The organism is Pseudoalteromonas denitrificans DSM 6059, assembly GCF_900112265.1.
Lineage (GTDB): Bacteria > Pseudomonadota > Gammaproteobacteria > Enterobacterales > Alteromonadaceae > Pseudoalteromonas > Pseudoalteromonas denitrificans.
This window is the reverse complement of the sequence record NZ_FOLO01000056.1, coordinates 1-26,517: the sequence shown is the minus strand read 5'-3', so window position 1 is coordinate 26,517 and position 26,517 is coordinate 1. Positions and strand designations below refer to the sequence as shown.

At 34.9% G+C, this 26,517-nt stretch carries 23 protein-coding genes and 4 tRNA genes; 20 read left to right on the top strand and 7 right to left on the bottom strand.

Annotated elements, in window-relative coordinates; translation table 11 throughout:
• Positions 1-200: 200 nt before the first annotated feature.
• The 4 genes from BM088_RS22230 to BM088_RS22215 form a co-directional block, all read right to left on the bottom strand.
• The gene (locus BM088_RS22230) at positions 201-1,064 is read right to left on the bottom strand and encodes a TolB-like translocation protein (protein WP_091990016.1); all 864 of its coding nucleotides are present in this window, start codon (positions 1,062-1,064) and stop codon (positions 201-203) included.
• Between the two features lie 9 nt (positions 1,065-1,073).
• On the bottom strand, positions 1,074-2,297 hold the full coding sequence (locus BM088_RS22225) for a serine hydrolase domain-containing protein (protein WP_091990014.1): 1,224 nt from the start codon (positions 2,295-2,297) through the stop codon (positions 1,074-1,076).
• A 68-nt stretch (positions 2,298-2,365) separates the two neighbouring features.
• Complete coding sequence (locus BM088_RS22220) at positions 2,366-3,220, bottom strand: TolB-like translocation protein (protein WP_091990011.1); 855 nt, start codon at positions 3,218-3,220, stop codon at positions 2,366-2,368.
• Positions 3,217-4,125 carry an alpha/beta hydrolase gene (locus tag BM088_RS22215; protein ID WP_245763892.1) on the bottom strand — a complete coding sequence of 303 codons (909 nt, stop codon included), beginning with the start codon at positions 4,123-4,125 and terminating at the stop codon, positions 3,217-3,219. The genes BM088_RS22220 and BM088_RS22215 overlap by 4 nt, the downstream gene beginning before the upstream one ends.
• A gap of 232 nt (positions 4,126-4,357) precedes the next feature.
• On the opposite strand from BM088_RS22215, the gene BM088_RS22210 reads away from it, so the two are divergent.
• The 3 genes from BM088_RS22210 to BM088_RS22200 all read left to right on the top strand — a co-directional run bounded on the left by BM088_RS22210 (position 4,358) and on the right by BM088_RS22200 (position 7,212).
• Positions 4,358-6,559 (top strand): winged helix-turn-helix domain-containing protein, encoded by a 2,202-nt coding sequence (locus tag BM088_RS22210; RefSeq protein ID WP_091990009.1) that lies wholly within the window; start codon positions 4,358-4,360, stop codon positions 6,557-6,559.
• A gap of 179 nt (positions 6,560-6,738) precedes the next feature.
• Positions 6,739-6,939, top strand: coding sequence for a transposase zinc-binding domain-containing protein (locus BM088_RS28145; protein ID WP_091990006.1), 201 nt, complete (start codon positions 6,739-6,741; stop codon positions 6,937-6,939).
• A gap of 63 nt (positions 6,940-7,002) precedes the next feature.
• Positions 7,003-7,212, top strand: coding sequence for a hypothetical protein (locus BM088_RS22200; RefSeq protein WP_091990003.1), 210 nt, complete (start codon positions 7,003-7,005; stop codon positions 7,210-7,212).
• Between the two features lie 206 nt (positions 7,213-7,418).
• On the opposite strand, the gene BM088_RS22195 is transcribed toward BM088_RS22200, so the two are convergent.
• Positions 7,419-7,646 carry a hypothetical protein gene (locus BM088_RS22195; protein ID WP_091990001.1) on the bottom strand — a complete coding sequence of 76 codons (228 nt, stop codon included), beginning with the start codon at positions 7,644-7,646 and terminating at the stop codon, positions 7,419-7,421.
• A gap of 859 nt (positions 7,647-8,505) precedes the next feature.
• On the opposite strand from BM088_RS22195, the gene BM088_RS22190 reads away from it, so the two are divergent.
• The 5 genes from BM088_RS22190 (at position 8,506) to BM088_RS22165 (ending at position 16,641) form a co-directional block, all read left to right on the top strand.
• Positions 8,506-9,459, top strand: coding sequence for a substrate-binding periplasmic protein (locus BM088_RS22190; RefSeq protein ID WP_245763891.1), 954 nt, complete (start codon positions 8,506-8,508; stop codon positions 9,457-9,459).
• Positions 9,460-10,120: 661 nt separating this feature from the next.
• Positions 10,121-10,459 (top strand): DUF5992 family protein, encoded by a 339-nt coding sequence (locus BM088_RS22180; protein WP_091989996.1) that lies wholly within the window; start codon positions 10,121-10,123, stop codon positions 10,457-10,459.
• Between the two features lie 132 nt (positions 10,460-10,591).
• Positions 10,592-10,942, top strand: a complete 351-nt coding sequence (locus BM088_RS22175; RefSeq protein ID WP_091989993.1) for a DUF5992 family protein — start codon at positions 10,592-10,594, stop codon at positions 10,940-10,942.
• A 126-nt stretch (positions 10,943-11,068) separates the two neighbouring features.
• Positions 11,069-15,397: a hypothetical protein gene (locus BM088_RS22170; RefSeq protein ID WP_091989991.1), complete on the top strand. Its 4,329-nt coding sequence runs from the start codon at positions 11,069-11,071 to the stop codon at positions 15,395-15,397.
• A gap of 269 nt (positions 15,398-15,666) precedes the next feature.
• Positions 15,667-16,641 (top strand): MBL fold metallo-hydrolase, encoded by a 975-nt coding sequence (locus BM088_RS22165; RefSeq protein WP_091989988.1) that lies wholly within the window; start codon positions 15,667-15,669, stop codon positions 16,639-16,641.
• A 241-nt stretch (positions 16,642-16,882) separates the two neighbouring features.
• On the opposite strand, the gene BM088_RS22160 is transcribed toward BM088_RS22165, so the two are convergent.
• Entirely contained in the window at positions 16,883-17,788 is a 906-nt protein-coding gene (locus BM088_RS22160) for a LysR substrate-binding domain-containing protein (RefSeq protein WP_091989985.1), read from the bottom strand.
• A 161-nt stretch (positions 17,789-17,949) separates the two neighbouring features.
• On the opposite strand from BM088_RS22160, the gene BM088_RS22155 reads away from it, so the two are divergent.
• From BM088_RS22155 to BM088_RS28025, 4 genes are all read left to right on the top strand, one after another.
• Entirely contained in the window at positions 17,950-18,705 is a 756-nt protein-coding gene (locus BM088_RS22155; protein WP_091989982.1) for an isocitrate lyase/PEP mutase family protein, read from the top strand.
• A gap of 223 nt (positions 18,706-18,928) precedes the next feature.
• Positions 18,929-19,153 (top strand): hypothetical protein, encoded by a 225-nt coding sequence (locus tag BM088_RS22150; RefSeq protein WP_091989979.1) that lies wholly within the window; start codon positions 18,929-18,931, stop codon positions 19,151-19,153.
• Positions 19,154-19,302: 149 nt separating this feature from the next.
• On the top strand, positions 19,303-19,764 hold the full coding sequence (locus BM088_RS22145; RefSeq protein WP_091989976.1) for a DUF1203 domain-containing protein: 462 nt from the start codon (positions 19,303-19,305) through the stop codon (positions 19,762-19,764).
• A 95-nt stretch (positions 19,765-19,859) separates the two neighbouring features.
• Positions 19,860-20,066, top strand: a complete 207-nt coding sequence (locus BM088_RS28025; RefSeq protein WP_342742247.1) for a hypothetical protein — start codon at positions 19,860-19,862, stop codon at positions 20,064-20,066.
• Between the two features lie 259 nt (positions 20,067-20,325).
• Here the strand turns inward: BM088_RS28025 and BM088_RS22135 are convergent, their stop codons facing one another.
• Entirely contained in the window at positions 20,326-22,173 is a 1,848-nt protein-coding gene (locus BM088_RS22135; RefSeq protein ID WP_091989974.1) for a M1 family metallopeptidase, read from the bottom strand.
• A gap of 115 nt (positions 22,174-22,288) precedes the next feature.
• On the opposite strand from BM088_RS22135, the gene murB reads away from it, so the two are divergent.
• The 8 genes from murB to BM088_RS22095 form a co-directional block, all read left to right on the top strand.
• Positions 22,289-23,332 carry a UDP-N-acetylmuramate dehydrogenase gene (gene murB, locus BM088_RS22130; RefSeq protein WP_091989971.1) on the top strand — a complete coding sequence of 348 codons (1,044 nt, stop codon included), beginning with the start codon at positions 22,289-22,291 and terminating at the stop codon, positions 23,330-23,332.
• A gap of 4 nt (positions 23,333-23,336) precedes the next feature.
• Positions 23,337-24,350 (top strand): bifunctional biotin--[acetyl-CoA-carboxylase] ligase/biotin operon repressor BirA, encoded by a 1,014-nt coding sequence (gene birA, locus BM088_RS22125; RefSeq protein ID WP_091989969.1) that lies wholly within the window; start codon positions 23,337-23,339, stop codon positions 24,348-24,350.
• 4 nt (positions 24,351-24,354) lie between these two features.
• Positions 24,355-25,077 (top strand): type III pantothenate kinase, encoded by a 723-nt coding sequence (locus BM088_RS22120; RefSeq protein ID WP_091989966.1) that lies wholly within the window; start codon positions 24,355-24,357, stop codon positions 25,075-25,077.
• A 139-nt stretch (positions 25,078-25,216) separates the two neighbouring features.
• A tRNA-Thr gene (locus BM088_RS22115) sits at positions 25,217-25,292 on the top strand.
• 62 nt (positions 25,293-25,354) lie between these two features.
• Positions 25,355-25,439 (top strand) — tRNA-Tyr (locus BM088_RS22110).
• Between the two features lie 44 nt (positions 25,440-25,483).
• A tRNA-Gly gene (locus BM088_RS22105) sits at positions 25,484-25,558 on the top strand.
• A 12-nt stretch (positions 25,559-25,570) separates the two neighbouring features.
• Positions 25,571-25,646, top strand: a tRNA-Thr gene (locus BM088_RS22100).
• Between the two features lie 114 nt (positions 25,647-25,760).
• The coding region (locus BM088_RS22095) for an elongation factor Tu (protein ID WP_143085118.1) at positions 25,761-26,517 on the top strand (757 nt) is incomplete at its 3' end.

The window sequence follows — 26,517 nt, the reverse complement described above, 5'->3', positions numbered from 1 at the left end:
CATCAAAGTTAGAATTTAATGTATTTCCAAGGTTAATTGGTTTTGATCATGCTCCGTCTTTCTCTTTGAAGTAGACATAAATATCGTTATCTGTTTTTTATCTTCTATCTTCTATGATTTCAGCAAAGTTGCACCTTGATATTAAGTCCTTGTTAAATGCTGAATCCTGCATCTTGAAGTCGTTTTGGGTATAAAGGTGACTATTTTGGCCTAAGTGTCTCTATAAATTGGGCATCTGCCCAGAATATATCTAAATTGCCAGGGCTGACTGTTCTATAAAAGAAGAAATACTTTCCATCGGGAGTTACACTGCCAAAGGCATCTTCGAACTGTGAGTTTATGTTATTACCTAAATTTATTGCAGGGCCCCATGAAGCATCTTTTTGTCGAAAACTAATATATAAATCAGACTCACCGTATCCGTCTTCTCTTTCACCATCCCATATTAAATAGGATTCATCTGGTGCAATAAAGGGATGGGCGTTCCATTTTCCTGTATTAATTTCCTTGGATAATATTTTAGGTTTTTCACGTTTACCATCAACTAATCGTGAATAACGAAGAGCGCCATTGCCATCTTTCGTCGCTTCGTCAAAGACATAAATGCCCTTGGATGAAGCAGTTAGGCGCATAATTCGTATTTCTTCGAAAGGTACGCCAAGGATTTTCACCTCTGACCAACCTGAGTCGGTTCGCTCCATATATTTTTTTCCTAAGTACATAATTTTACCATCTGGAGAGATAAATGGTTCACCGACCCTAGGTGCCACCACAGATTCTATCCATCGATTGTTTTCATATTTAATGACAACTAGGGTGTGTTTTTTATTTTTTTCACCGCCTCTGACGAAATAAAATTCTTTTAAATTAGGTGTAAAAACTCCGAAGGCTTCAAAATATTGTGTTGAAACAATACCTGGTGCAAAAACTTCAGCAACTTTTCCAGGTGGATTTTGGCCAAGGTAGGGGCCTTTTAATACTGGAAAATTATCATGGCCGTAACTTTTGCTGATAGTCATTAAAATGGTGAGTGACATAAAGATAAAAGTGTAAATAGATTTCATGTTTAGTCCTTATTTAACGAATGCAGGTAGAATGTTTTTTGAAACTTGAGCCAATATAGTATCTTCTCTATCATGGCCAGTAATCACAATCGTTAAGTCAAGTTCTTCAAACGTTATAATGTGTTGACCACCACTACCCCAGGCAATGTTGGCATCATAGTTTTTATCTTTGATCTTCATGTCAGTTTGATACCAAAAGTAGCCGTAATTAAAGCTATCTGGTTGCCAGTTTTCAGTCGCTTTTGTGATCCCGCTGGTAGCACTGGCTAAATATTTTGCTGAAATAAGTTGTTCGCCATGCCACTTTCCTTTATTGATGATCAATGATCCCAAATTAATCATATCGCGAGATGTCATGCTTGACCTTTCACCTGCGAGTGGCAGGCCGTCAAGATCATTACGCCATTTGTAAGTATTGATCCCTATTTTATCGAGCAGTTCATTTTTGATAAAATCTTTAGCGGATCCTGGCACGACAGCATCAAGTACTTGCATTACAATTGTCGGATCTGCACCTTGATATTTGAAGCTTTGAGACTCTGAGGTAATAGGCGCGCTAAGTTCAAGAAAAGCCTGGATCTGGTTTAGTCCTTTATATTTATTGGGGTTTTCCCTAAAGTTTTTGAGTTGTTCTTCAGTAAATCGAAACCCTGAGCTCATAGTCATTGCTTTGTGAAGGGTAATTTTTTCTACACCAGCGACAAATTTTGTTGGGTTCAGACCTTTCAGGAAACTGAGTACAGGCTTGTCTAGATCAGCTATTGTTAGGTAGCCCAGTTGTATTGCACGGCCAACAACCAGACTTGTATAGGCTTTTGTGGCTGACGCTTGAAAATGAGGTTGGTTGACGCGACCGCGTAAGTAATAGGATTCAAAAATTAGCTTACCGTGGCGGGCAATAAGCAGGCTATCGTATTTACCATGTTTTTTGTCGGCAATTTCTTGCGCTAACTGTAAAATCATCGCTTTATTGCCACCATTTGCGACCAAATCGCCAACTGTGATGCCGTCTTTTCTATCGGAAGGTCTTGTATCTATAAAGGCTTTGTTAAGATAAGACATATCCCAAAATGAAGCCTTGGCGTCGGAGGCTGAAACTTCTGGTGCTAAAATTTTTGCTCCTTTGACATTGTCTTCAGTACTTGCTGTTGCTGTATTTATAAAAATAAAGCTGCTTAAACTGCTCAATAAGGCAACGGTGATTAAGCTTTTTAATTTTCGATTGGTTTTCATCATTTTCCTTTAGTCTTTTCACTATTTGTACTTAATTGAATTCGAAGTTGTGTGCTTTATATCGCCGGTTATAATTTGGGCCTGAGCGTTTTAATGATCTGTGCATCCACCCAATAGATACCCGCATTTTCTTCGTTTATATACCTGTTAAAGAAAAGATATTTTCCATCTGGTGTGACGTATGCGCCACCTTCCTCAGCACCTGTGTTTATCTTAGCCCCCAAATTAATAGCACTCCCCCATGAACCATCTCCTTGTCTGAAACTGATATAAAGATCATTACTACCAAAGCCTGTGTCTTTTTCACTATCCCACATGATGTAGGACTCGTCCGGTGCGATGAAGGGGTGGGCGTTCCACTTTCCCAATGCAATGTTCAGTGCTTTTGGTTTTTCATGTTTGCCGTCTATTAATCTTGAATAACGTATAGGACCCGATTCAGTCGCTTCATCAAAATAGTAAGTTCCTATTGATGAAGACATAAGTCGCATGATACGAAAGTTTTTAAAAAGAGGTCCAAGGGATTTTACCTTTGACCATCCAGTATCAGTGCGCTCCATATAATGTTTTCCCAAATGCATCATTTTACCGTCAGGCGTAATAATGGGTCGGCCCACTCTGGGACCTATCACTGACTCATGCCAGCGGTTATTTTCAGATTTAAAGGTGATTAACGACCATTTTCCATCTTTGTGGTTTTTTCTAGTAAAATATAATTCTTTCATGTCGGGACTGAAAAAAGGGCTACCGTCACGATGTTCTGTCGAAAGACCATTGGGTGCAAAAATTTTAGGGGTAGACCCAGGAGGATTTTGTCCTAAATAGGGACCTTCAAGGAGTTCAGGCTTATCATGGCCATAACTTTTACTACTTATGGCTAACATAAAAAGCAGCAAGGTACTCATTACATAACGCGTTCTCATGATTTATCTTCTTCTTTTTGTAAGTGTGATAACCAAGTGACGCTGCGAATACCAGTCAAAGGAAACGCTGTCTGATGGCTACCTTCAATTACTGGGTGTTTTAAAGATAGGCTCTTATCATTTCTATTTTTTAACATGGTAATAAACTGCTCTATATGCTCACCAACCTCCTTCTCTAATGTGCCATATGAAATGAAAACATTGGCGTTTAATGGTTTAGTTGTTGCAGAGGTAAGTTTAGATAGAAAGGGAATATCGCCCTTAATTGCAGGACTACCCAAGATGTAATTTTTAAAGGTGTCCGGTTGTGTAAGTAATACGTAAGCACCAAATTCACCGCCAGCGGAATAACCAAAATAAGTGCGTTTTTCGGGATGGGTTTGGTAGTTTTTTTCTATATATTTAATGACATTTTCACGAATGAAATTCAAATGATTATTGGCTTGTCCCAATTGATATTTAGCTTGAATCTTTGAGTTGCTTGATTGCTTTATTGAATAATCTCTAAATCTGCTGACATGTACACCATGCTCTTTCTTTAAATCTTCATTTATGTCTTTTTGCCAGGAAACCCCAACCAAAATAGCTTCTTCCATTAGAAATTCTGTAGCAGCAGATAGTATTTCGATATGCCAGGCTGCATCAGTAAAATAAATTACAGGATATTTCTTATCGCTATTTTTTTCATAGTTTTCAGGTAATTTAATGTATAACTCATACTGCCTATTGGACTGAGTGTCCTGGATGGGAATGACCTGACTCCTAGGGAGTTCGTATAATTTTGGCTCACTAGCTTTAACGTTTATAAAAGGCAGCAAAAACAAAAAAACTAAAATAAAGCGCTTCTTCATATTTATAAATTTATCTATTGCGGTATTTTTCAAAGTAGTTGGCACGGCATTCATCAATTAACGTTCGCTATTTTAATAAATTGGATAAACTGAATTTAAATGAATCGAAACTTAAATACTTGAAGTTATGATGATTTTTACCTGACGTTTTGCTGATTATGTAAAAATTAAATATTATCAATTGGTTAAAAAATTTAGTTTAGCTGGCGCTAGGGGTGTGCTAAGGTAATTAATCTTATTTAGACTCACTTTTGAGCACACGTTTTCATCCGCAGTAAGAGGTTACATGGCAGAGCAATATTGGATTGGTGGTTTCTTTATCGATTTATCCAGAAATCAAATCACTCAAAATAAGCAATCTCAAATAATTGCTCCTAAAGCTTTAGCCGTTCTAACCTATTTGGCTGAAAATCAGGGAAAGGTGGTAAGCCATGACGCATTATTAGCAAAAGTCTGGCAAGACACTGTGGTATCACCTAATACACTACAAAGAAGTATCGCTCAAATAAGAAAAGCTTTGGGTGATGACAGCAAAGTTCAAGTTTATATAAAAACACATGCTAAGCAGGGATATAGTTTGGAGTGTGATGTACGTTGGCATGATGAAATCGATCTGAAAGCGCAGGATAATACGACCCCTGAAATTACGTCAGAAGCAATTGTAGAAGCGGTGAGAGGTTCAGCGTGCACTCACGATCCACAAGAAAATGAAGCAGGTAAAACAGATACTAATACAACAGATAAACCTTCGAGATCAGGTATAAAACTTATTTCGATTATTTTTGGCATACTGATTTTGAGCATTATGGGATATCAATATTTTGTTCCCAAACAGGCTTCACAATTCTCCTTTGGTGAATTACGAGCACTTACGTCAACTGACAATAAAGAATTAGCCAGTATCTATTCGCCTGACGGTGAATATATTGTGTTTCACCGTTATTCAGAAGAATTTTGTATTAATAATGTGTGGGCAAAAAATACTAAAACACAGCAAGAGTTTCAGCTAACAAAGAACTTAGACTCATATGGAAGCCATAGTTTTTCAAAAGATGGCAAGAATTTGGTATTTATTAAAACGGGTGGTTGTAGTAAGCCTATCACGCAGAAAAAATGTTATAAACTTATGAACTTGGATTTTAACAAGGCACTTGTATCGCCTCAAACTCCCAGTGTATTGATGGAGTGCAAAAATTCTCAAATACGAAATCCTAATTGGTTAAATAATAACAACATTGCTTTATTACAGAAAACTTCAGAACGTTGGAAATTAATCAGTTATTCTGTAAATGAAAACAAAAGCCAAGTTTTATATGCGCCAGACGATAGTAATATACTTGACTATGATTATTCAGTTAAAGACGATCTGATTGCACTAACAAGTATTCATACTGATGGCCAATATTACATTGAAGTGCTCAAAGCGGATGGTCAGGTTTTATCGAGCCATCAAATAAATTATCCGAAAGAAATCGCAAAGTTTAGGCTTATTTACCCCAATTTTTCACCTTTTAAAAACCAACTCATTTTTAGCACGGGTAAACAGCTTTTTACCTTATCTCATGAAGGTCAAGTAAATAATATCAGTTTGCCTCTTGATGAATCTTTGGGATCACCTAAATTTCATCCTGATGGTAATCGAATGATCGTAATTAAAGGGCATTATGATAGTGACATTGCGACGGTACCGATTTCACAAATAACACAAACACAGCCGGAAGAAGCTCAAAACAAACAAAGTACACATTTTTCTGTTATAGATCGCTCTATACTTGCTGAAGATAATGCGATATTACAGCCGAATGGCAAACTGATTGCTTACAAGTCAGAACGTTCAGGAGATGAACAACTTTGGATAACTGATGGAAAAAGCGCACAACAACTGACACATTTACCTATGGATGCTTATTTATTCGGAATGGACTGGGCGGCAGATGGTAAAAGTATTTTAATCAATGCTAATAATGAGTTAACTCAGGTATATCTGGATTTAAAGCAAAAACCTTTTCCAATGGATTATCCTGTTGTTCGACTTTTCCAATGGGATAGTAAAAATAACAGTGCTTTATTGCTTATACGTATTAAGGGGATATTAAAATTCGTCGAGTTCAATTTAACTAATTCGGAATTTCGTATTATTAGTGACAAGAGGGTGAATTGGGCGCTAAAAAGTGAAAGCGGACAATTAATCTACAAAGATCATATGGATAGATTTTGGCAACCAGGACCAGCTGAAGATCAACTTATTGAAGCATTAGATGGGCAAGGAAGTTCTAAGAAGGGTTTTGTGATAAATGACAATGTTATTTATGGTATCAATGATAGTTTTCAATTGTGGTCGTATGCGCTAAATGAGGAACTATTTGAAATCATCGGCAAGTTACCCAGCAATGTAGATGATTTAACCGATATAAATCAGGATCAGCTTTTTATAACAATTCGGGTTTCGTCAAATAAAGAAGTCGTTGAACTCACTTTAAACGAATAAAGTAATTAGCAAAAGGTTGTTGTTGTTTTTTAAGATACTTAGCCTGTCTGAAAGCGATGCCATTTTTTATTATACCTAGGAAATTCCTGTTGGAAGCTACTAGCTATAAGGCCTGTATAAGTATTGTCATAGATGATTTATAGTCCTAATCAATAGATTGAACGAAAGTTGTGCGTGCGATGAACTTCAAAGGAATAAAAAATAAACTCAAACGATTTAAAGCTATCTTGAATAACCATTGGTCAGCTTTTGTGGCTAAACATGCTCGTTACAATTCTGCGTATTATCAACGTGAAATAAAAAAGATGCTTGATTGTGGTAGTGAAACGACAGGATTCGCAGTTTTACAATGTCTATCATGCGGTCAGGGACAACATTAAGTTCATTTCAGTTGTAAGGGAAAATTGTGCCCACAGTGTGGTAAGCGTTAAGCGCGAGAAAGTATGACGAAGATAGCAGCACGTTTACTTTCAGGTGTGAGTTATCGACAAGTTGTCTTAACCTTACCTGCACAGCTAAGAATTAAATTTTATAATCATCCACAACAGAGCCGTTTGTATTCACAATTCATGATGTTAGCGCATCAATGTTTAGAGGAGATGATACAAACTAAATTTGGCTGTAAGTCTTTAAAAATCGCTACGATTGTATAATCTACTTTAATTTCGTTTTCTAAACTACGATCCCAACGTGCAGGATAGTTACCGCCTTTAAGTCTAAATTTAAGTGAAAAAGTTGAACGTGGGTTTAACCCATTGAATTTATCAGTATACCAGTTACTTTGATCAGAGATAATTTCACAATCATAAGGTGTCCAGCTTTGGAATGGCTTATAGTAACAAAGCGTAACCTCTTGATTTTAGAAACCATTTTCATACCCGCTTTTATAAGCCCACGATACTTTAGTGATTTTAGCACCACGGCGGGGCGCAGATGAGTTCATGAACATCGCTCTACTCCAATCACCATCACCATAAATTGTGCTTGGGTTTGACGTTGCAGTGTATGACCCCGTAGCTGCGCTTGCTACAGTTGGTACTAAAAGAGTTGGTGCTAATAGAGCTAGTGTAAGTAATGTCTTTTTCATTTTGTTACTTTCTTTTTAAAAAACGAGAAGTTAACACGCGTGCAAATATAGGGCCATTTTTTATATGTTGTTTATTTTGAAACTTTAAAAATCATACAAGTCAGATTTGTTTTGAATGTTTCAATTTTTTATTTGGTATTAACTAAGGCATGCAAACGAATTTAGTTATTGATTGAGACTTTTCCTTAGTTGGTAAATTGTCACTCATTCGTTTACCTGCCACATAACGAAATACCAAGCTACTCATACACTTTTTGCGAATACCTTTCATTATAGGTCCCATTAATTAGCCTAATAGATTTGCTTTACTATAAATTGAGGTTTAGTAAATCTGATTTCTGAAGCAATCGTATTTAAAGCCATCTGTTTTGTATTAACGCTTATTTTTGTCAGGTCTTACTTGCTGACAATCCATATGGCATATAAATATCATTAAATATTCAATCATAAATTTATGCATATGATGCTAAATTTGAAATCAGGATTTTGAAAGGTTTTACTTATTTTTATAGGAAATCATTGTTTTACTGTGATGGCTTATAGTGTTTTTGTGTCTTGAGTTATTAGCTATCGTTTTGTTAGTTTAAAGAAAAATTAGACGCTTATACATATTTGATTCTAAACTTGTATATAGCCAAATATTGCAAGGGATGCGATTTATAACTTATTTTGAAGTGTTTTATATTGCATGATTGATTTTGAAAAGAAAGTGCTATTATTTGTAATCAATTTCTTGCTTACATGAGTGTAAATACTAAGGTTATTTAGAAACCTATAGCCAGTGCTTAAAGCTTTTTATTATCAAATAAGTCTCATATCTTGAATTTGTTTAGATAAAAATGCTGAGTGGGAGATAAATATGATGTTTAAATTATTAAATATATCTATTTTAAAATGGCTCATATTCAGTCTCGCGTTAACCTTGTTTAACATTCATCCAATTGCCTTTGCTAATGTTGACACTCATGTAGATGAAAAAATATCTGTTGGTTATTTTCAGCATGGAAAATATATCGTTATTGAAGGTCTTAAAACATCAACGGGTTATATCTTTAATCAAGAATCACATAAAATAATTAAACTATCTACTTTAGATTGGCCACCATATATAGGTCAAAATTTATGTAATAAAGGTTGGGTATTTAAATTTACCGTCGCTTTATTGGCGAGTAAAGGGTATCAAATACACATAAACTTTTTACCTTGGGCGCGTGCTGTCAGGTCAGTTGAACTGGGTTTTAGCGATATTTTATTTCCGGAATATTACATTGAAGATTCAGCTCCTTCTGATTATGCAAAAGGGCAACGACGCCGAGAAGTATTAATGCTGTCTAATGAATTTCCTGGCGGCATGATAGGCTTTTTAAAACGTAAAGGAGAAATTAGTAAATTTAAAGGTAATTTACAAGACCTTAAAGGTGAAGCGATTGGCGTGGTGAGAGGTTATCAAAATACCCCTGAATTTGATGTTATGATGGATAATAATGAATTTAACATAGTACAAGCTGTTGATGATTTGCAGTTAGTTAAACTGCTTGTGGGTAAGCGTGTTAATTTAATTATCGGTGATCCTAAAGTATTACGTTTTACAGTTAATTATTCTGATTTATCAGCCCCTGAAAAAGCTAAATTATTAAATAGTATTGAGGAAGTTAAACCTGAAATTAAATACAATGCTTTATATTATGCTATAAGCATAAAAAGTAAAAATGCCAATGAAATTTTAAAAGATATCAATACTGCTTTGTATGAGTTTAAGAATAGTGGTGAAACTCAAAGGATCATAGATATGGGAAGTACAGAGTGCTATTAACTTTGTAAAAGATTAATAATTATTGATAGCCGAAACTGAACAACTTTAAACACTCCTGAAAATGAACATATAACTTGCTTGAAATAGGAAATATTGATGTAAAATAGGCCTATTTTAGTTTTTGATGACTGTAAACTAAAACTCCACCTTTTTGGAGGTTGAAGCTTATGCTTCCATCTTATAATATCAGTAGAAAGTACTGTAAAAACAACTGTTTTTTGAAAGAAATCGTTCATTAAAATACATTCGAGAGCAGATGTTTTTTTATATACCGCTTTTTTAACGCCTAAAATATTTTTGTTATAACAATCGATAAATTTTGTGGACTATTTAGGGACTGAAAGTATTTAAAAGATTTATTTTAGATCTATTATTTAAAGAAAATTTAATTTGTGTATTCTCATGGTGAATCAATAAAGTGATTATTTGAAATAAAGTAATACAGAATGATAGCTAGTTTTTTTAGGGTATTTTAATGGCGTTAATATTTTTATTATTACAAGTTCACTTAACTCAAGTTTATTTAGAAATTACGTGCTAATAAAGAAAGGTGTTAGTTTTGATATTTGTATAAAATAATGGGAGGTGACTCGAATTATAAATATTTAGCATATACATTTGAAAAGTGTATACTATCAGAAATTTTTTTGTGAGGTTTTTAATGAAAATTAAGTTATCATTTATTTTTTCATTACTATTAACGTTTAATTTGTCAGCAGGGGAACTTATTAGGAATGCAAAAATCACTCAGTTAGCAAACACTAATAATAATACGCAAGATTTTGTAATAATTACTGCTGGAGGTACAGGCCTTTGTGCAAAAAATAGTAATATAATTTCATTTCCTAAGTCAGCTTATATTAATCAAAGTGATAAGGCATATAATCAATCTTTCGCCATCGCGCTTGCCGCATTAACCTCGGGGGCAACTATTAAGGTTCATAACTTTAATAAAACTTCTTGTTCTGAAGCGAACTCTATTTCAATCATGAAATATTAATTTTACAATAGTATTAAAGCAGTTTTTCATCTTTTAAAATATGCACTAAAATCCCACATATAAGACTAGGCATTTTTTAATTTTGGTATTGAGCTAAATACCAAAATAATATATTTAATAGGAGAGTATTTAATGAAGTTTTTTTTGGTTGTTTTTTCATCATTGATTTCGTTTTCACTAATGGCGGGTCAATTAACATCAGGTGCTCAAGTTGTTGAATTAATTAATACTAATAATGATACAGAAGATTTTGCTATATTTTTAAAGAATGGAAGCGGCCCTTGCGCTATAGCAACCCCTGAGGGAGTCTATAAAATAGTTTTCCCTAAAACCAGTTTTGCTAATCAATCGTCTGAATCGTATGGGCAGGCTTTTTCAATTTCGTTAGCAGCAATTACATCAGGGTTAAAAGTAAGAGTACATAATTTTGATAATAACAATTGTGACCAGGCTAATTTTATTTCTATATATAGCGCTAGTTAGATTTAATGCATTGAATTTTTAGATAATTTACTTTAGTGATTTTGTAAAGTTTGATTAAGCATTTATTTGTAAGCGTTTAACATTTTACCCAATCTTGAAATAGTTCATTAATTGACTCAATTTATTATGAAAATACCCCGTTTAATTTTTGTTTTTTGTTTGTTTTTTATATCAAATATTTGTCAGGCAGACTCTAAATGGATCACTGTGAGTGCCGGTGAGTTTAGTATGATAGTCCAGAGTCCAGCAATAACCCCAGCTGTAAATCCGGTAATTTTAACTCATGAGTTTCGATCTCAATCTGGCGAGCTTAATAAGGGTCATACCGGAGAGGTGCAAACATTTACTTTGCATTGGCAGAATGCGACCGAATGTAAAGAATATTATATATATGATGATGGTAAAGAAGGGCAATTTACTTATACAGAGTTATCAACTAAACAGGCCGATGGCAGTAATTTATTTGTTCATACAACTCCTGTGAGAGAAAGCGCTTATATCATGCAGCAAATCATTACCTGTACCAATGCTAATGGAGCGAGTATAACTTCTGAATTAATAAATAGAATTTTAAGTAAAAATAGTAAAAATAGTAAACCTATCTTAGCATCAAATAAAAGTTATCAAATAGTTTCGAATAATGTTAAAAGCCTAGTTCTTTCCGATTTCATTATTACAGATGATGATGATGATCAGCATGACTTGATTGTTATGCAAGGCACTAATTATAGCTTGGATAATAATAGCGTGATACCTAGCCCTGGATTCATTGGCACTTTAAATATTCCGGTAAAAGTGAATGATGGTAAGGATGATAGTAATACAGTTACTGTTTTGCTTGAGGTGATTAAGTTGGAAGTACTTGAAGCTCCCAATGAATGGATTACTGTAAGTGCTGGTGAATTTAGTATGATAATTCCGAAACCTGAATCTGCAGAAAATAATGTTAAACCCATGCTATCGTTTAAAAATCAATTGGAAATGAACGTAAATGATGTTAAAAAATTAACCTTAAACGATTTTGTTATTAATGATGATGATAATCAACATAGTTTAATTATTTTATCTGGCGCTAATTATAGCTTAAATAATAATATTATTATTCCGGATGCAGATTTTATTGGCAGCTTAATTGTACCCGTTAAAGTTAATGACGGGGTTAATGATAGCAATATAGTTAATGTAAAGATAAGAGTAACGGACTTTGATAGTCCATACACTATTACAGCAGAAGAAATAATCCAACCACGGCCTTATGAATTATCAGGTAAAGAGTATCTAACCTTTAGAAATTTAAAAAGCGGTAACTCTCAGTTTTCTTCGGGTGCAATAAAGAATGTATATTTCAATAACTCTACACCAAGAAAAAATGATGTATGGAGTGGGTTTTATCGTATTGAAGATCGGGGCAACTACATAGACTCGGGTTATAAATTTATTTATTACTCAGATAAAAGTTATATTTCTAGCTCATTGTCAAGTGGTGGTGAAACCCAGCTGGCTACTTTTTATCTCAAAATAATGAGTCCGAATATGCCATCTCTTCCAAGTTTTACTGTATCTATAGATGGAGAGTCAACTCAAGTTACTGCCACTAAAGTAAGTGGCAGTACCAACTTTAAAATTGAAGTGAGGTTTAAACAAGATATTGATATCACATTTAGACCTGTAGGAGAGCATAGCGTTGGTGAGCGTAATTATGGTAATCAATTATTCATCTTAGCTGCGACATTAGAACCTGTTATTAATAGTTTTTCCCCCGAACCTATCAGTACTGCAACTCTGAAAATGAGTGAGGTGGAACAGTCGGTAGAAAATAATGTTCTAACTTGGCAATCTCCCTCTGACATGCAAAATCAGGGCTGGTTTTCTATTCAGCATACCCAGCCGAATGGCCAACTGAGCAACCTCGAAACTGCATATAAAGTAGAACAAGACCAATATGCTTATAGTTTTAGTGCAGATCTAATACTTGGTACACATCAAGTAGAATTAAGCGCTTGTAATTTGGAGGGGCGGTGTAGTGATACCGTATTATTCCGATTTACTGTTGTGCCTAAAAAACCAAATATGGTTACAAATATTAATTTAACGCCCACGCAAATGTATGGGGGAGCTTGGGCTACACTCAGTTGGCTTTCATCAGGTTATTATGAACCAAATACCGTTTTTGAAGTTTTTCAAACAGAACCGGATACAAAAACTAGTTATCTCAATAATGTCGCTCATCAAAGTAGTGTGATTAGTTATAGTAAAAAAATAAAGCTTGCTGACACACCGGGTGTGTATAGTTATCAAATAAAGACCTGTACCGGGGTAGAAAATAAGCTCTGCTCAAAGCTATCTGATCCTATTAACTTAACTGTTAAGGATGGACAAGCTAATATGAAGGCGCCTGAATTCACTGAATTTCCAGAAAGTTTAGTTAATGGCCGAAGTAATATAGGTTGGACACCTGTTGCTGGTGCACCAAGATACATACTGGAAGCTCGTAATGGTGATCAAAACAGTTGGTCTGAAGTGTATCGTGGAGATAAGACGTGGTTGAGTGATTTTTACTTTGGAGAGTACTCTGCTGGTTTATATTTAAGGGTACGTGCCTGTGCTGTACTCTCTTGTGAGTATGTTGTGCCTGATACGGGATATAACTATGGATTATCTCGTAAAATTACTGCCAATATGCCAAAAATTACTAACCATGTTATATCACCCTTAATTGGTATTGCTGGCGGATTTCAAACATTAACCCTTGCCTGGCAAAATGCACATGAGTGCTACGCCGGTCATTCTGGGGGAACAGATAAAATTGTTATATATGAAGGCGACATAACAACAGATCAAAAATCAATTACATTTCAAAACCCTGAGATTGCAACTGATCTTAACCATAACGTTACTTGTATAGGCCCTGGTGGCCAAGTTAGTTCTATTAAGAAGTATAAAACTGTCAATATATCCGCGCCTGTGTCAGTCAATGCTGAATTAAAAGGTGGAATATTAATAGCTCAATGGCCTGAAGTTAAGCAAGCCAAAGGGTATCAGGTTTATTATAGAGAGGAAGGTACACTGAGCTGGGAAAAGGTTTATGTTGGTGTACTTAATAGCATTTCTAACAAGCAATTAGCTAGTAGTGAAAAGGGGTACAGGGTAAAGGTGCGGGCATGCATTACAGATAATTGCAGTGAAAAAACAATTGCCCCAAATTATCGTGAATCTGTTTTAATCAATGCCAGCATGCCAAGAATCACAGAACATAGTTATTCAACGGGTTATGTTGGTAAAGAGCAGTTGTTTAGTCTTAGTTGGGAAAATGCCAACTATTGTTATGGTGAATCCTCACGTGATAATTGGAGTAGCAAAGGTATCTATACAGGTAGCGAAACGAATCATGAACTTAATAGTGATACATTTAAACATATCACACCAATAAGGACTGAGGTCGAAAGTTTTGAACACAAGGTGACCTGTATCGGTCCTGGTGGAGAGGTAATTTCAACACTGAAAAATGAGGTGAAATACGCTAAAAATTTACCAGCTCCTATTACTGTGATTGCTCAGTTAAATAACGGTAATTTAAGCGTTAACTGGCCAAAAGTATTCGAAGCTAATGCGTACCAACTTAGTTATCAAGAACAAGGCTCAACTGCTTGGGAAAAGCTTTATAGTGGCCCAAATTTGAAAATTACTGAGCAAAAAATATCAAGCAGTGAAATAGGTTACAAGGTGAGAGTCAGGGCATGCATTGATAAAGATTGTACTGCAAGTACAAAAGAGGCGCCGTACTACCGTGAATCTGCTTTAATCAATGCCAGTATGCCAAAAATCACAGAACATAGTTATTCACCCGGATACTTAGGTCAAAGGCAAATATTTAATTTAAGTTGGGAAAATGCCAACTATTGTTATGGTGAATCCTCACGTGATAATTGGAATAGCAAAGGTATCTATACAGGTAGCGAAACGAATCATGAACTTAATAGTGATACATTTAAACATATCACACCAATAAGGACTGAGGTCGAAAATTTTAAACATAAGGTCACTTGTATTGGCCCTGGAGGAGAAGTGATTTCAAGCTTAGTCAATACAGTTGAACTTTCAGATTCCCCCGATAGAGATATATTAATACCAAAATTATCTGTAGTGGATAAAGTATTAAATTGGAGTAGTGTAAAAAATGCAACTTATTATAAGGTTTTTTGGCTAGCATGCACTGAAGATTGCAAATTGAACGAGTTTCAATGGCTCAAGGCGGAAAACCTCAAGGTGAACTTAGGAGTTTTTGATTTTTCTAAAGAAATCATAGGGTATAACGCCGTTAGAATATCCGCATGTGTCAGTGAATATATTTGTTATGGCTGGAGTAATAGAGTTTACATAAAAAACTCTGGAATACTCTCTATTAATGTTGACTTATGGGGAGCTGCAAGTAAAAAAAGAATAATAAAGGATTGACCTATTTCACAATAATATAATTTAACGCCATATTCTCATTTAAGTGAAACCTTTAAATTTAATAAAGTTAATATTTTCCTCACTCCTCAGAGGTTTCTTCCTTTTAAAAGTATTGATATTTTCGAACATATATCACCTAAAACCGAACAAAAGAAAGCGGGTTTATTAAATTAACTCATTTAGTTTATTGAAAAATAAAGATTAATTTTTTTGGCATGAAACTTCCTTTAAGATGTTTTGATAAGTTTTATGATTTCTAAGGAAGTTTAATGAATAACATAGTACGCACGACATTATCTCTTATTTTAATCTTTGGGTGTTGGGGAAATACTGTTGAGGCTAAAGATAGTTTTAATGAAAGTACAAAACAGAAAATATTGTCATTACAACAAAAAAAATGGGCCCATGGTTCACCTGATTGTAAGTTAAATACAGACCCAAGTATTGAGATTTTTCAATACGATAAATCAAGTTATGTACTTCGCCAAAATAAATGCACTAATTATGAAGCCCCTTTTATATATGTTTTATTTGGTAGTGATAAAATTCTTATATTAGATACGGGTGCTACAGAAAGCGCTGTAGATTTCCCTTTGTATGACACTGTTCAAAACCTTATCTTAGATCAGTCAATTGAAGGTGAAATTGATGAAAGGGAACTACTGGTTATTCATTCGCACAGCCATGGTGACCATTATGCTGGTGATTTACAATTTAAAGATAAGCCAAATGTTGTTGTCATTGAGCCAAATAGCGCTGGTATAGAAGCGTTTTTCTCTTTTAGTAATCAAGAGCAAGTTGAAATTGATTTAGGCGGGCGGAAGATAACCGCTATTTATTCACCCGGACATCAGGAAGAAGCTATTTCTATTTATGATTCTCAAACACAGTGGCTGCTGACGGGCGATACTTTTTATCCAGGTTATGTATATGTGAAAGATTGGGATAATTATAAAAAGAGTATCAAACGTTTGGCTTCTTTTATTGAGGAGAATGGCGTAAGTGCTATATTGGGAGCTCATATTGAAATGACAAGTAAAGCGGGTGAATATTACCCGATAGGTTCTACTTATCAGCCTGATGAAGCCTCTTTGGTTTTAATGCCAAAAGATTTAAGCGAATTAAATTTACAACTTCAAAAACAAAATGAGTCAGAAATAATCAATTTGAACGGATTAATCGTTGAAGAAATGGGTTTACTCAGCAGAACAATAAGTCATATTGCTCGCTGGATACTTCAGTAATTAATGCCAACCGTTTCATTGTGCGGTTTTAGTAAGCTAAATCTGAGTTAGATTTAGCTTGCTCTTTGGTAATGTGAGGAAAAAACAGCTCAGTGTTATCTCTTTGGCTAAGGGAATAACCATTGATTATAAGTGATGCCTTGATCTGATCACTCCTTAAATTCTGAAATCCGTATTTTAATAGGCTGTGGGCATAAGTAGCGCAACATCAGTTTCAGCGCTACTTAATCATGGTTAAGAATTATTTGTTCATTTCTTCTTTTAGCCAAGACATAAAAATATTTAATCGTGCTTTTTTTGCAGAGTTAGGATCAAAAACCAGGTAACGTTTTACGGTTAATGGGTGTTTTATTTTAATTGGAATGGCTAATGTGCCAGCATTGAGGAATTGTGAAAATAAAGACTCTGCTGCTAAAGCAAAACCATGGCCACTTAGTACGGCACTTAAAGCGATATCAGTGCTATTAACTTCGGTCCATTGTGTATGTGATTGATGGTTCTTAATGTTGGCATGTTTAAACCATGCTTCCCAATTATAAGCGCCCGCATTTTCTAAATTGATTAGCCAACTTTTTAAAATGTCTTGAGGGGCATCAAAGTCAATTTCTTGTGCCAGTTGAGTTGAGCAAACAGGATATACATTATCTTCACCAAAGTATTCACACGTTAAATCATCACTGGTTTCGTTTTCAACTCTGTGAGTGCCAAAGCGAATGGCAAGGTCTATATGGCTTTGTTTTAGATCTTCAAAATGGTTTGAGGAAGCGATGCGTATTTTAATTTGTGGATGTTTTATAGAAAATTGATGCAGCTTGGGCATTAGCCATAAAGATGAAAAAGAGGGAGTAGAAGTAATTGTTAAGTCACCTTCGATATCCTCACATTGAATGTCATTAAAGCTATTTAGCAAGAGATCAAATGCATGTTGGGTTGCATGCAATAACTTAATACCACTTTGTGTTAATGCCATCGCTCGGTTTTTTCGAATAAATAGCTTTGTATCCAGAGATATTTCTAACTGGCGCATTTGCTGACTTACTGCTGATTGAGATAAACATAATTCAGTTGCGGCTTTACTATAACTTTGATGTCGTGCTGCACTTTCAAAGCTACGTAAATTATTTAAATGTCTTAATCTTTTGTCCACAGAGAATCCTATAACGCGTTATTTTTTCATTTTAATTATAACCTGAATATACATAGCATTATAAGTTGTACTTATAATGTAGTTTAATTTGTATCGTTGGTTTTGTTTTTAAGTTCAGCGCAAAATAGCGACAACAAAATGATTACAACTAAGAGAATAATATGAACTTTAAAAATTTACATCAGCAAGAAGCCCCTTTATTAATTTGTAATGTATGGGATGCTGCAAGCGCTAAAGTAGCTCAAAAACTTAATTTCAAAGTGATTGGTACTTCAAGTGCGGCAATTGCAAGTATGCTAGGTTATGAAGATGGCGAACAAATGAGTTTTGGAGAGTTAGTTTTTATTGTAAAGCGCATTTTAGCGGTTACAACATTGCCATTAACAGTGGATATTGAGGCGGGTTTTAGTCGGGATCCAATAGAAGTGGCATCTCATATAAAGGAATTAGTTGAACTGGGTGTTGTGGGTATTAATATTGAAGACAGCCTTTGTATAAATGAAAGAACATTACAAAATGCGGATGAATTTGCAAAAAAACTATCTGAAATAAAACAAATATTAAATAAAGAGAAGGTTAATGTTTTTATCAATGTCAGAACAGATACGTTTTTATTAGGTAAAGACAATGCTTTGGCTGATACTTTAGCGCGTATTAAACTTTATGCGTCTACTGGTATAGATGGTATTTTTGTACCTTGTATCACAAAAGAAAGTGATATTAGTACTGTAGTTGAAAGTACATCATTACCCATTAATGTCATGTGCATGCCTGATTTACCTGACTTTAAAACACTTGAAAAATTAAATATTAAACGTATTAGCATGGGCAATTTTATGTTTGATAATTTAGCTCTTAATTTTGAAAATACCCTTTACTCTATTTCTGAATCACAGTCTTTTACGCCAGTGTTTTAAGATATAAAAACTCAGTTTTTGATTAAAATCGTGATAATTAGTTTAAATACTCTAATTATATAGTTTACTTGCATCTTCATTTTGGGTACAGTTCACCGGCTTGTTTTGGATACATGGTGGCCTTTGACTTTTCTGTAATTTCATGGAATAAGATAGATGTATAAAGTTATTGTATCGTCAATTGTAAGTCTTTGTTTTATTTGGTGTTAATTTTGGGGGTTATATGAGTGTTAATGCAACTTTTGCTGGACAGTTTATAATTTGTTTCGCGATTATAAATACGTTATTAACTTTAAGATCTGCTAAAAAAGCTGGCGCTGATAATTTAATGATAATTGGTTTTATAGCGATAACACTTAATTTATTTATTTTTCCTGTTGGTTGGTTTTATACATATTTATGGTCTCGTAGATTGTATAAGAAAAATTTACTCGATAAACAATCATAATATCTAGAGTTTAAAATAACTTATATTAAAGGTTACTAAATAAAGTAGCCTTTTTTATTTTTATAAAATAAAAAATGTCATTTCCGAAAATGGCCAGTGATCGTTTTTGAAATATTTATACTTAATGTTTTTAGTAAATAGGTATCAAAATGACCATTAAATTTATAATCAAAGCAATTCCAAGTAGTAAATTTAGTGAACAGCTATCTCAAAATTTAGCACATGATGCAAAATGGATTAATGTAGAAGGTGACTCTGGGTACCCATGTCGCGTATCACTTATAGATGCCAAAATAGGAGAAAGAGTACTTGCATTGTCGTTTTGTCATCATGATGTGAGCTCACCTTACAAAGCATCAGGTCCTATTTTTATAAGAGAAAAGGCAATAACAGCGCAATTAAATGTAAATGAAATTCCAAGCGTATTGCTTAATCGATTATTATCTTTAAGGGCATATAATGTTGACCATATGATGATAGGCGCAGAAGTTGTTCAAGGTAATGAAGTTTCACTTGCTATCACTGAACAGTTTATGAATGAAGATGTCGCTTATATTCATATACATAATGCGAGGCCTGGTTGTTTTAGTTGTGCTGTATATCGTGCATAGTAGAGTCTATTTTAATAAAGTGGCTGATGATAGATGGAAAAACAAATATCTCAGTTCTTTCATTATAAAACCATTAATTAAAACCGGAGGAGTTGATGTTAGTTATTGCAGCTATTTTATTGTTTATAATGGCTCTTGTTCATTCTTATTTGGGTGAAAGGTATATATTAATTCGCTTATTTCGTCGAGATAACTTACCACACCTTGCTGGCAGTGATTTTTTTACCAAAGGCACATTGCGTTTTGCTTGGCATATAACAAGCTTTGCTTGGATAGGTTTAGCTGTTCTTCTTGCTTTTTAAAAGTTGCACTCAAATCTATTTTTATTCACTGTCAGTTCTGTAATGTTTTTAAGTGGCATTTTTGCAGCTTACTTTACTAAAGGTAAACACTTTTCTTGGGTGGTTTTTATCGCTATTAGTGTATTGATTTTTATGAGTGCTAATTTTAATTAATGGGTTTTAATACTTAGATATTGTGCAAAACGAGAGCGAGAAGCTTGCATGATATATACAAGAGATCTCGCTCTGAGATTAAAGGCTTTTAGTGTTAACTGAAGCGCTATTTAAATAATGTATCTATAGTACCTTGTGCTAGTGGGTGATAACCTGGGCGCGCATTTAAATATACTTTATTAGCCCATTCTTTTTTATCATGCTTAACAAGTGTTTTATATAGTGGCACTATGAGTTTTCGACGCCCTATGCCTGTTAGGTGCTTGTCTAAAGCAGGATAAATTTCTTGATATCCATTTCCAACTGCTAACATAAACCAAGCAAAGGCAATTTCAGCATTAGTGGTTTGTGTTAATTTGAATGCTGAATCAAGTTGTTTCATTTTATCAATTGCAATATCACGAGGTAAATTATTAATGAAATGCAGCCATTCATGAACAGTCCATTTATCTGTACCTAATGAATTAAGGTTTGTAGCGCCTTTTAGCCAAGCTTGTAAATTGCTATCTACCACTTTAAATACATCAGAAGTTGGATTTGGTGCATCGGCAGGTAAACCCGTTTTATAAATCCATTCATTTACTTTTTCTGCTGAAACAATGCCTGGGTATTTACTAATTAAATTATCATTTAAATATTTCACAAATTCAGCAGTATTAAGCGATTTAAATGCGTAACTGTCAAAATACTCTTTTACAAAAACATCAAATTTGTCACGGCCAAATTTTTGTTCTAAATAAAGTAAAAATAGCTGGCCTTTGATGTAAGGAACACTACTGAAAGCATCATCTGGATCACGACCATTTAACTTTAAGTTTAAAATAGTATCTGGGGCATCAATTGTTTTAAGTTGCTCTTTTAAACGTGCAACTTCAAGAGATTGCTCCATGATGGCGCGGTCTTTACCAAAAACCTCTTCCATGATGCGGTTTTCAACATAAGAAGTGAAACCTTCATTTAGCCATAGATCTTCCCAAGTAGCATTTGTCACTAAATTACCAGACCAAGAGTGAGCGAGTTCATGGGCGATGAGTGAAACTAAGCTTTTATCACCAGCAACAACTGTTGGTGTGATGAAAGACAGACGAGGGTTTTCCATGCCGCCAAATGGAAAGCTAGGAGGTAACATTAATAAATCGTAACGGCCCCAAGCGTATTCGCCATACATCAGATTTGTTTTATCTATCATGGCCTGCGTATCACTGAACTCAGCAATAGAAGCATCTAAAATAGTGGGTTCAGCATAAATAGCTGTTTGATGAGACATTTCTTTATATTCTAAATTACCTGCACCAATAGCGATTAAATAAGGAGAGATAGCTTGCGGCATATTAAAACGATAGTCACCATCTTTAATTTTCACATCTGAGTTATCGGCACTCATAACAGCACGAATATCTTCAGGTGTTTGAATGCGAGCAGAATAAGTTACTCGCATTGCGGGTGTATCTTGAATTGGGATCCAGCTACGAGCATGTATTGCTTGAGATTGGCTATACATGAAAGGTTGTGTTTTACTGGCTGTTTGTTCAGGTGTTAACCATTGCAGGCCTGAAGCGATAGGTAAGCTATTGTAATAAACTCTTATTTTATCTGCTTGGCGCTTTAAGTTTATGGTGAGTTTAGAGCCTTTGACATCATCTCTTTTAGCTAATTTATAACTTGCTTTATGCCAAGAGCCATCTTGAGCTTTATACATGATTTTATCTATTTCAAGATCTCTAGTATCAAGTACTATTTGCTTACTTTTTTTATCTTGCCAGCTTAGGCTATGTTCAACAAAACCTTCTAATGATTTTTCATCAAAATTAATATCAAGATCTAAATGGATATGTGTTGTTACAACTTGCTCTAAATTTGCGTAACTATGTTGATCTTGTCCTGCGATTGCAAAACTGCTTATCGATAATGATGTTGTCAGAGCCAGAGCTGAGGCAATGGTATTAAGTTTCATGTATGTCCTTTGAACGAAAATTGTTTTTGCTGAGTACTTATTCTCTTATATACCATGCTTTATAGTTTACGGTAAGATATTGTTATTATAATTGGTATAAAAAAGAGACTCTCCATTGCTGCCGCTTCAATCACGCCATACTTTTGCTTTGCCTGTTATGGCACAAAATATAATTGAAATATTTAAAGCTGAACAATTGACCAAAATTGACTTTAATTTACCTTTTATAATTTTAGGCGAGGGAAGTAATACTGTTTTTTTAGATGACTATTCTGGTTTAGTCATTTCTATGAAAAATAATGGTATAGAAAAAAAAGAAGATGATGAATTTATATACTTGAAAGTTGCTGCAGGTGAAAACTGGCATCAATTAGTTTGTTCCACATTAGCTGATGGTATATTAGGATTAGAAAACCTCGCTTTGATACCCGGTTCAGTAGGGGCCGCTCCAGTACAAAATATTGGTGCATATGGCGTTGAAGTTAACCAATTTATTGAATACGTTAAAGGCTATGATATTACGCAAAAGCGTTTTGATACTTTAACGAATGCACAATGCTTATTTTCATATCGTGACTCTATTTTTAAAGGCACTTTAAATAAAAAATTTGTCATTACAGAAGTCGCTTTTAAATTTAATAAATCATGGCAACCAGCCTTAAGTTATGGACCTTTAAAGCAAGTTCAACTTACTGGGAATAATAAAGTGGATGCAAAACAGATTTTTAATCAGGTTGTTGCCATTCGCGAGGAAAAATTACCTGACCCTAAAAAAATACCCAATGCAGGAAGTTTTTTTAAGAATCCGGTTATTTGTGAGTCTCAATTGCACGTATTATTGGAACAATATCCTGAGATGCCACATTATCCAGTAAGCTTAAACCCTAATGGCATTGATGAATTCAAACTGGCTGCAGGCTGGTTAATAGATCAGGCTGACTTAAAAGGTTTTAAGATTGGTGGAATAGAAGTTAACCCGAAACAAGCTTTAGTATTGCTAAACCATGGTGATAGTTCTGGAGCAGATATTACAAAAATGATATTAACTATTCAGAAAACTATTCTTACAAAATTTTCGATTATGCTAGAGCATGAAGTTCGCATTATAAATATTGATGGTGAATGTAAAATTAGTTTATCAAATAAAGACAAGGTTTGATGACATGAAAGCGCCTCAAGGCAATAAATTAGCAATCTTAAATTATTTAGAGCAAGCACAATTAGCGACAGGTAAGTTTATATCTGGTCAATGGCTTGGTGATGAACTCGAAATTAGTCGTGCAGCAGTAGCTAAACACATTCAATCTTTGCAAGAAATGGGCTTAGATATTTTTAAAGTATCAGGAAAAGGCTACCGTTTGAGTAATGAACTAAATTTATTAAATAGCAAAAAGGTTTTAAATTATTATTCATCCTTAACTCATTGTGAGACTAAATTAGAAGTTCATCCTGTGATTGATTCTACAAATAGTGAACTTATGAGGAGAATACAAAAGGGTGATAGTTTAGAGTCAGGGACTGTTATTGTTGCTCAAATGCAAACGGCGGGTAGAGGGCGCAGAGGTCGCACTTGGCAATCCCCTTTTGGTGCAAATTTATATTATAGCTACTATTGGCTATTAGATGATGGGCTGCAAGCTGCAATGGGTTTAAGTATCGTTGTTGGTATCGCTATTTATGATACGTTAGAAAAGTTGTTTGGTATTAAGGTGCAATTAAAATGGCCAAATGACATCTTAGTGAATGATAAAAAATTAGCGGGTGTATTGGTTGAGCTAGATGGGCAACCGCAAGGCCCTTGCAAGTTAGTGATAGGAATAGGGCTCAATATTAAGATGCCAGAAAGTTATAGTGAGCATATAGATCAACCTTGGACTGACCTTTCTTTATTAAATCAAAATAATGGTGTCATTGATAAAAATAAATTAGTTGCTCAATTGACTCATTGCCTAGAAATTAGATTGGATGAATATAGAACAGAAGGTTTATTGAATATGCATAAAGAATGGAATCAATTACATGCATTTCAAGATCAGTTAGTTACATTGGCGACAGGAAAGCGCAATTGGCAAGGCGTTTGTGAAGGCATAGATGCGCAAGGTGGTATCAAAATTAGGCAAGATGGTGAAGTAAAAAGTTATTTTGGTGGTGAGATATCTTTAAGAAAAGCGACTTAAGCAAATGATATTATTAGTTGATGTAGGTAATACAGCTTTAAAAACAGCCTTGTTTGACGGAAAGTGTATTCAAATTTGTAATTTCGACTCAATAGAGTGGCAAGATATTAATCAGGTTATTTATTCTCATGTTGCAACAACAGAACAATTGGTACGTTTATTAGCATTGGCTGAAAATAAAAATATTCCTTGTTTTAAAGCGAGCGTTACAGCTAATTGTGCAGGCGTAGAATGTGGTTACGAAAATTATCAAACATTAGGTATAGACCGTTGGTTAGTTGTATTGGCTTGTGCTAACGAGTTGAAGTATAAAAACCAAGATATCATTATTATCGATTCTGGCACTGCAACAACAATAGATGTTGTGAACCATAAAAAACAACACTTAGGTGGTTGGATTTTGCCAGGCTTAGATTTATTGGTAGACACTATGGCATCGAGAGCCGAAAAAGTATTTGTAGATGAAACAACCCTTTTTAAAACTAAACTTGCGACAGATACGCCTGCAGCACTAAAAAATGGTTGTTTAGTTGCGACGATAGGCGCGATTCAATACGCATTATCATTAGTTAAAAGTAAACCTGTTTTGGTTTTTGCTGGTGGTTATGGTGAATTTTTGCAGCAAGAAATTAAATCACAGTTAGAGCACAAAGCTATTTATAGTAATGACTTAATCTTTAAAGGTTTGCTTATTTGGTATCAAAATGAAGTGAAATCTTCAATTTAAGCTTATTTTTGATGAAACTTTCTACAAACAATCAAAAAACTTAATTTATTTTGATTTAATGGTTGCATCATTTGAAACCTTGCTCTAGAATCCTGCCCCGTACTCAAGCAGAACATCGCTTAACTAAAAAGTACAGTGTGCCGACTTAGCTCAGCTGGTAGAGCAACTGACTTGTAATCAGTAGGTCAACCGTTCGACTCGGTTAGTCGGCACCATTTCAAAACACTTTAAGTGTTGCTTTCTTTTAGGCTAGAAGATAGTTAATGAACAGTTTTGTGGAGGGGTTCCCGAGTGGCCAAAGGGATCAGATTGTAAATCTGACGGCTCAGCCTTCGGTGGTTCGAATCCACCTCCCTCCACCACTTATATCACGACGGTTATTAGGTCGCTCATACAGGTTTGTATCGCGGGCATCGTATAATGGCTATTACCTCAGCCTTCCAAGCTGATGATGCGGGTTCGATTCCCGCTGCCCGCTCCAAGTTCTTGTGTTGCTGATATAGCTCAGTTGGTAGAGCGCACCCTTGGTAAGGGTGAGGTCGGCAGTTCAAATCTGCCTATCAGCACCAGTCACTAAACCTCAAAAAAACTTCCTTTAATTTGTCTTTATATTTCAAAATTAATCAAGCTTGTTTATAATAAGTTTTTAATAAATCATTTCGATAATACTGATAGGTTCCGTCATGGCAAAAGAAAAGTTTGAACGCGTAAAACCGCATGTTAACGTTGGTACAATTGGCCACGTAGATCACGGTAAAACAACTCTAACAGCAGCAATCACAAACGTACTTGCAAAAGTATACGGTGGTGAAGCTAAAGATTTCGCAGCAATCGATAATGCGCCAGAAGAAAGAGAGCGTGGTATCACGATTTCAACTTCTCACGTTGAATACGATACTCCTTCACGTCACTACGCACACGTAGATTGTCCTGGTCACGCCGATTATGTTAAAAACATGATCACTGGTGCTGCTCAAATGGATGGTGCTATCTTAGTAGTTGCTGCGACTGATGGTCCTATGCCTCAAACGCGTGAGCACATCCTTCTTTCTCGTCAAGTTGGCGTTCCTTACATCATCGTTTTCATGAACAAATGTGACATGGTTGATGATGAAGAGCTTCTTGAGCTAGTAGAAATGGAAGTTCGTGAACTTCTTTCAGAATATGATTTCCCAGGTGATGATTTACCATTAATCCAAGGTTCAGCTCTTAAAGCGCTTGAAGGCGAGAAAGAGTGGGAAGATAAAATCGTTGAGCTTGCAGAAGCACTAGATTCTTACATTCCAGAGCCAGAGCGTGATATCGATAAGCCTTTCATCATGCCTATCGAAGATGTTTTCTCAATCCAAGGCCGTGGTACAGTTGTAACAGGTCGTGTTGAAGCTGGTATCATCAACGTGAATGATTCAGTAGAAATCGTTGGTATCAAAGAAACAACTA

Excerpts from the sequence above, each read along its gene's own strand:
- BM088_RS22215 (WP_245763892.1), bottom strand. The coding sequence starts at position 4,125 with ATGAATGCCGTGCCAACTACTTTGAAAAATACCGCAATAGATAAATTT.
- BM088_RS22120 (WP_091989966.1), top strand. The coding sequence starts at position 24,355 with ATGATATTATTAGTTGATGTAGGTAATACAGCTTTAAAAACAGCCTTG.
- BM088_RS22195 (WP_091990001.1), bottom strand. The coding sequence starts at position 7,646 with ATGAAAAAGACATTACTTACACTAGCTCTATTAGCACCAACTCTTTTA.
- BM088_RS22135 (WP_091989974.1), bottom strand. The coding sequence starts at position 22,173 with ATGAAACTTAATACCATTGCCTCAGCTCTGGCTCTGACAACATCATTA.
- BM088_RS22180 (WP_091989996.1), top strand. The coding sequence starts at position 10,121 with ATGAAAATTAAGTTATCATTTATTTTTTCATTACTATTAACGTTTAAT.
- BM088_RS22145 (WP_091989976.1), top strand. The coding sequence starts at position 19,303 with ATGACCATTAAATTTATAATCAAAGCAATTCCAAGTAGTAAATTTAGT.
- BM088_RS22210 (WP_091990009.1), top strand. The coding sequence starts at position 4,358 with ATGGCAGAGCAATATTGGATTGGTGGTTTCTTTATCGATTTATCCAGA.
- birA (WP_091989969.1), top strand. The coding sequence starts at position 23,337 with ATGAAAGCGCCTCAAGGCAATAAATTAGCAATCTTAAATTATTTAGAG.
- BM088_RS22155 (WP_091989982.1), top strand. The coding sequence starts at position 17,950 with ATGAACTTTAAAAATTTACATCAGCAAGAAGCCCCTTTATTAATTTGT.
- BM088_RS22150 (WP_091989979.1), top strand. The coding sequence starts at position 18,929 with ATGAGTGTTAATGCAACTTTTGCTGGACAGTTTATAATTTGTTTCGCG.
- BM088_RS22200 (WP_091990003.1), top strand. The coding sequence starts at position 7,003 with ATGACGAAGATAGCAGCACGTTTACTTTCAGGTGTGAGTTATCGACAA.
- BM088_RS22165 (WP_091989988.1), top strand. The coding sequence starts at position 15,667 with ATGAATAACATAGTACGCACGACATTATCTCTTATTTTAATCTTTGGG.
- BM088_RS22225 (WP_091990014.1), bottom strand. The coding sequence starts at position 2,297 with ATGAAAACCAATCGAAAATTAAAAAGCTTAATCACCGTTGCCTTATTG.
- BM088_RS22220 (WP_091990011.1), bottom strand. The coding sequence starts at position 3,220 with ATGAGAACGCGTTATGTAATGAGTACCTTGCTGCTTTTTATGTTAGCC.
- BM088_RS22170 (WP_091989991.1), top strand. The coding sequence starts at position 11,069 with ATGAAAATACCCCGTTTAATTTTTGTTTTTTGTTTGTTTTTTATATCA.
- BM088_RS22230 (WP_091990016.1), bottom strand. The coding sequence starts at position 1,064 with ATGAAATCTATTTACACTTTTATCTTTATGTCACTCACCATTTTAATG.
- BM088_RS28145 (WP_091990006.1), top strand. The coding sequence starts at position 6,739 with ATGAACTTCAAAGGAATAAAAAATAAACTCAAACGATTTAAAGCTATC.
- BM088_RS22190 (WP_245763891.1), top strand. The coding sequence starts at position 8,506 with ATGATGTTTAAATTATTAAATATATCTATTTTAAAATGGCTCATATTC.
- BM088_RS28025 (WP_342742247.1), top strand. The coding sequence starts at position 19,860 with ATGTTAGTTATTGCAGCTATTTTATTGTTTATAATGGCTCTTGTTCAT.
- BM088_RS22175 (WP_091989993.1), top strand. The coding sequence starts at position 10,592 with ATGAAGTTTTTTTTGGTTGTTTTTTCATCATTGATTTCGTTTTCACTA.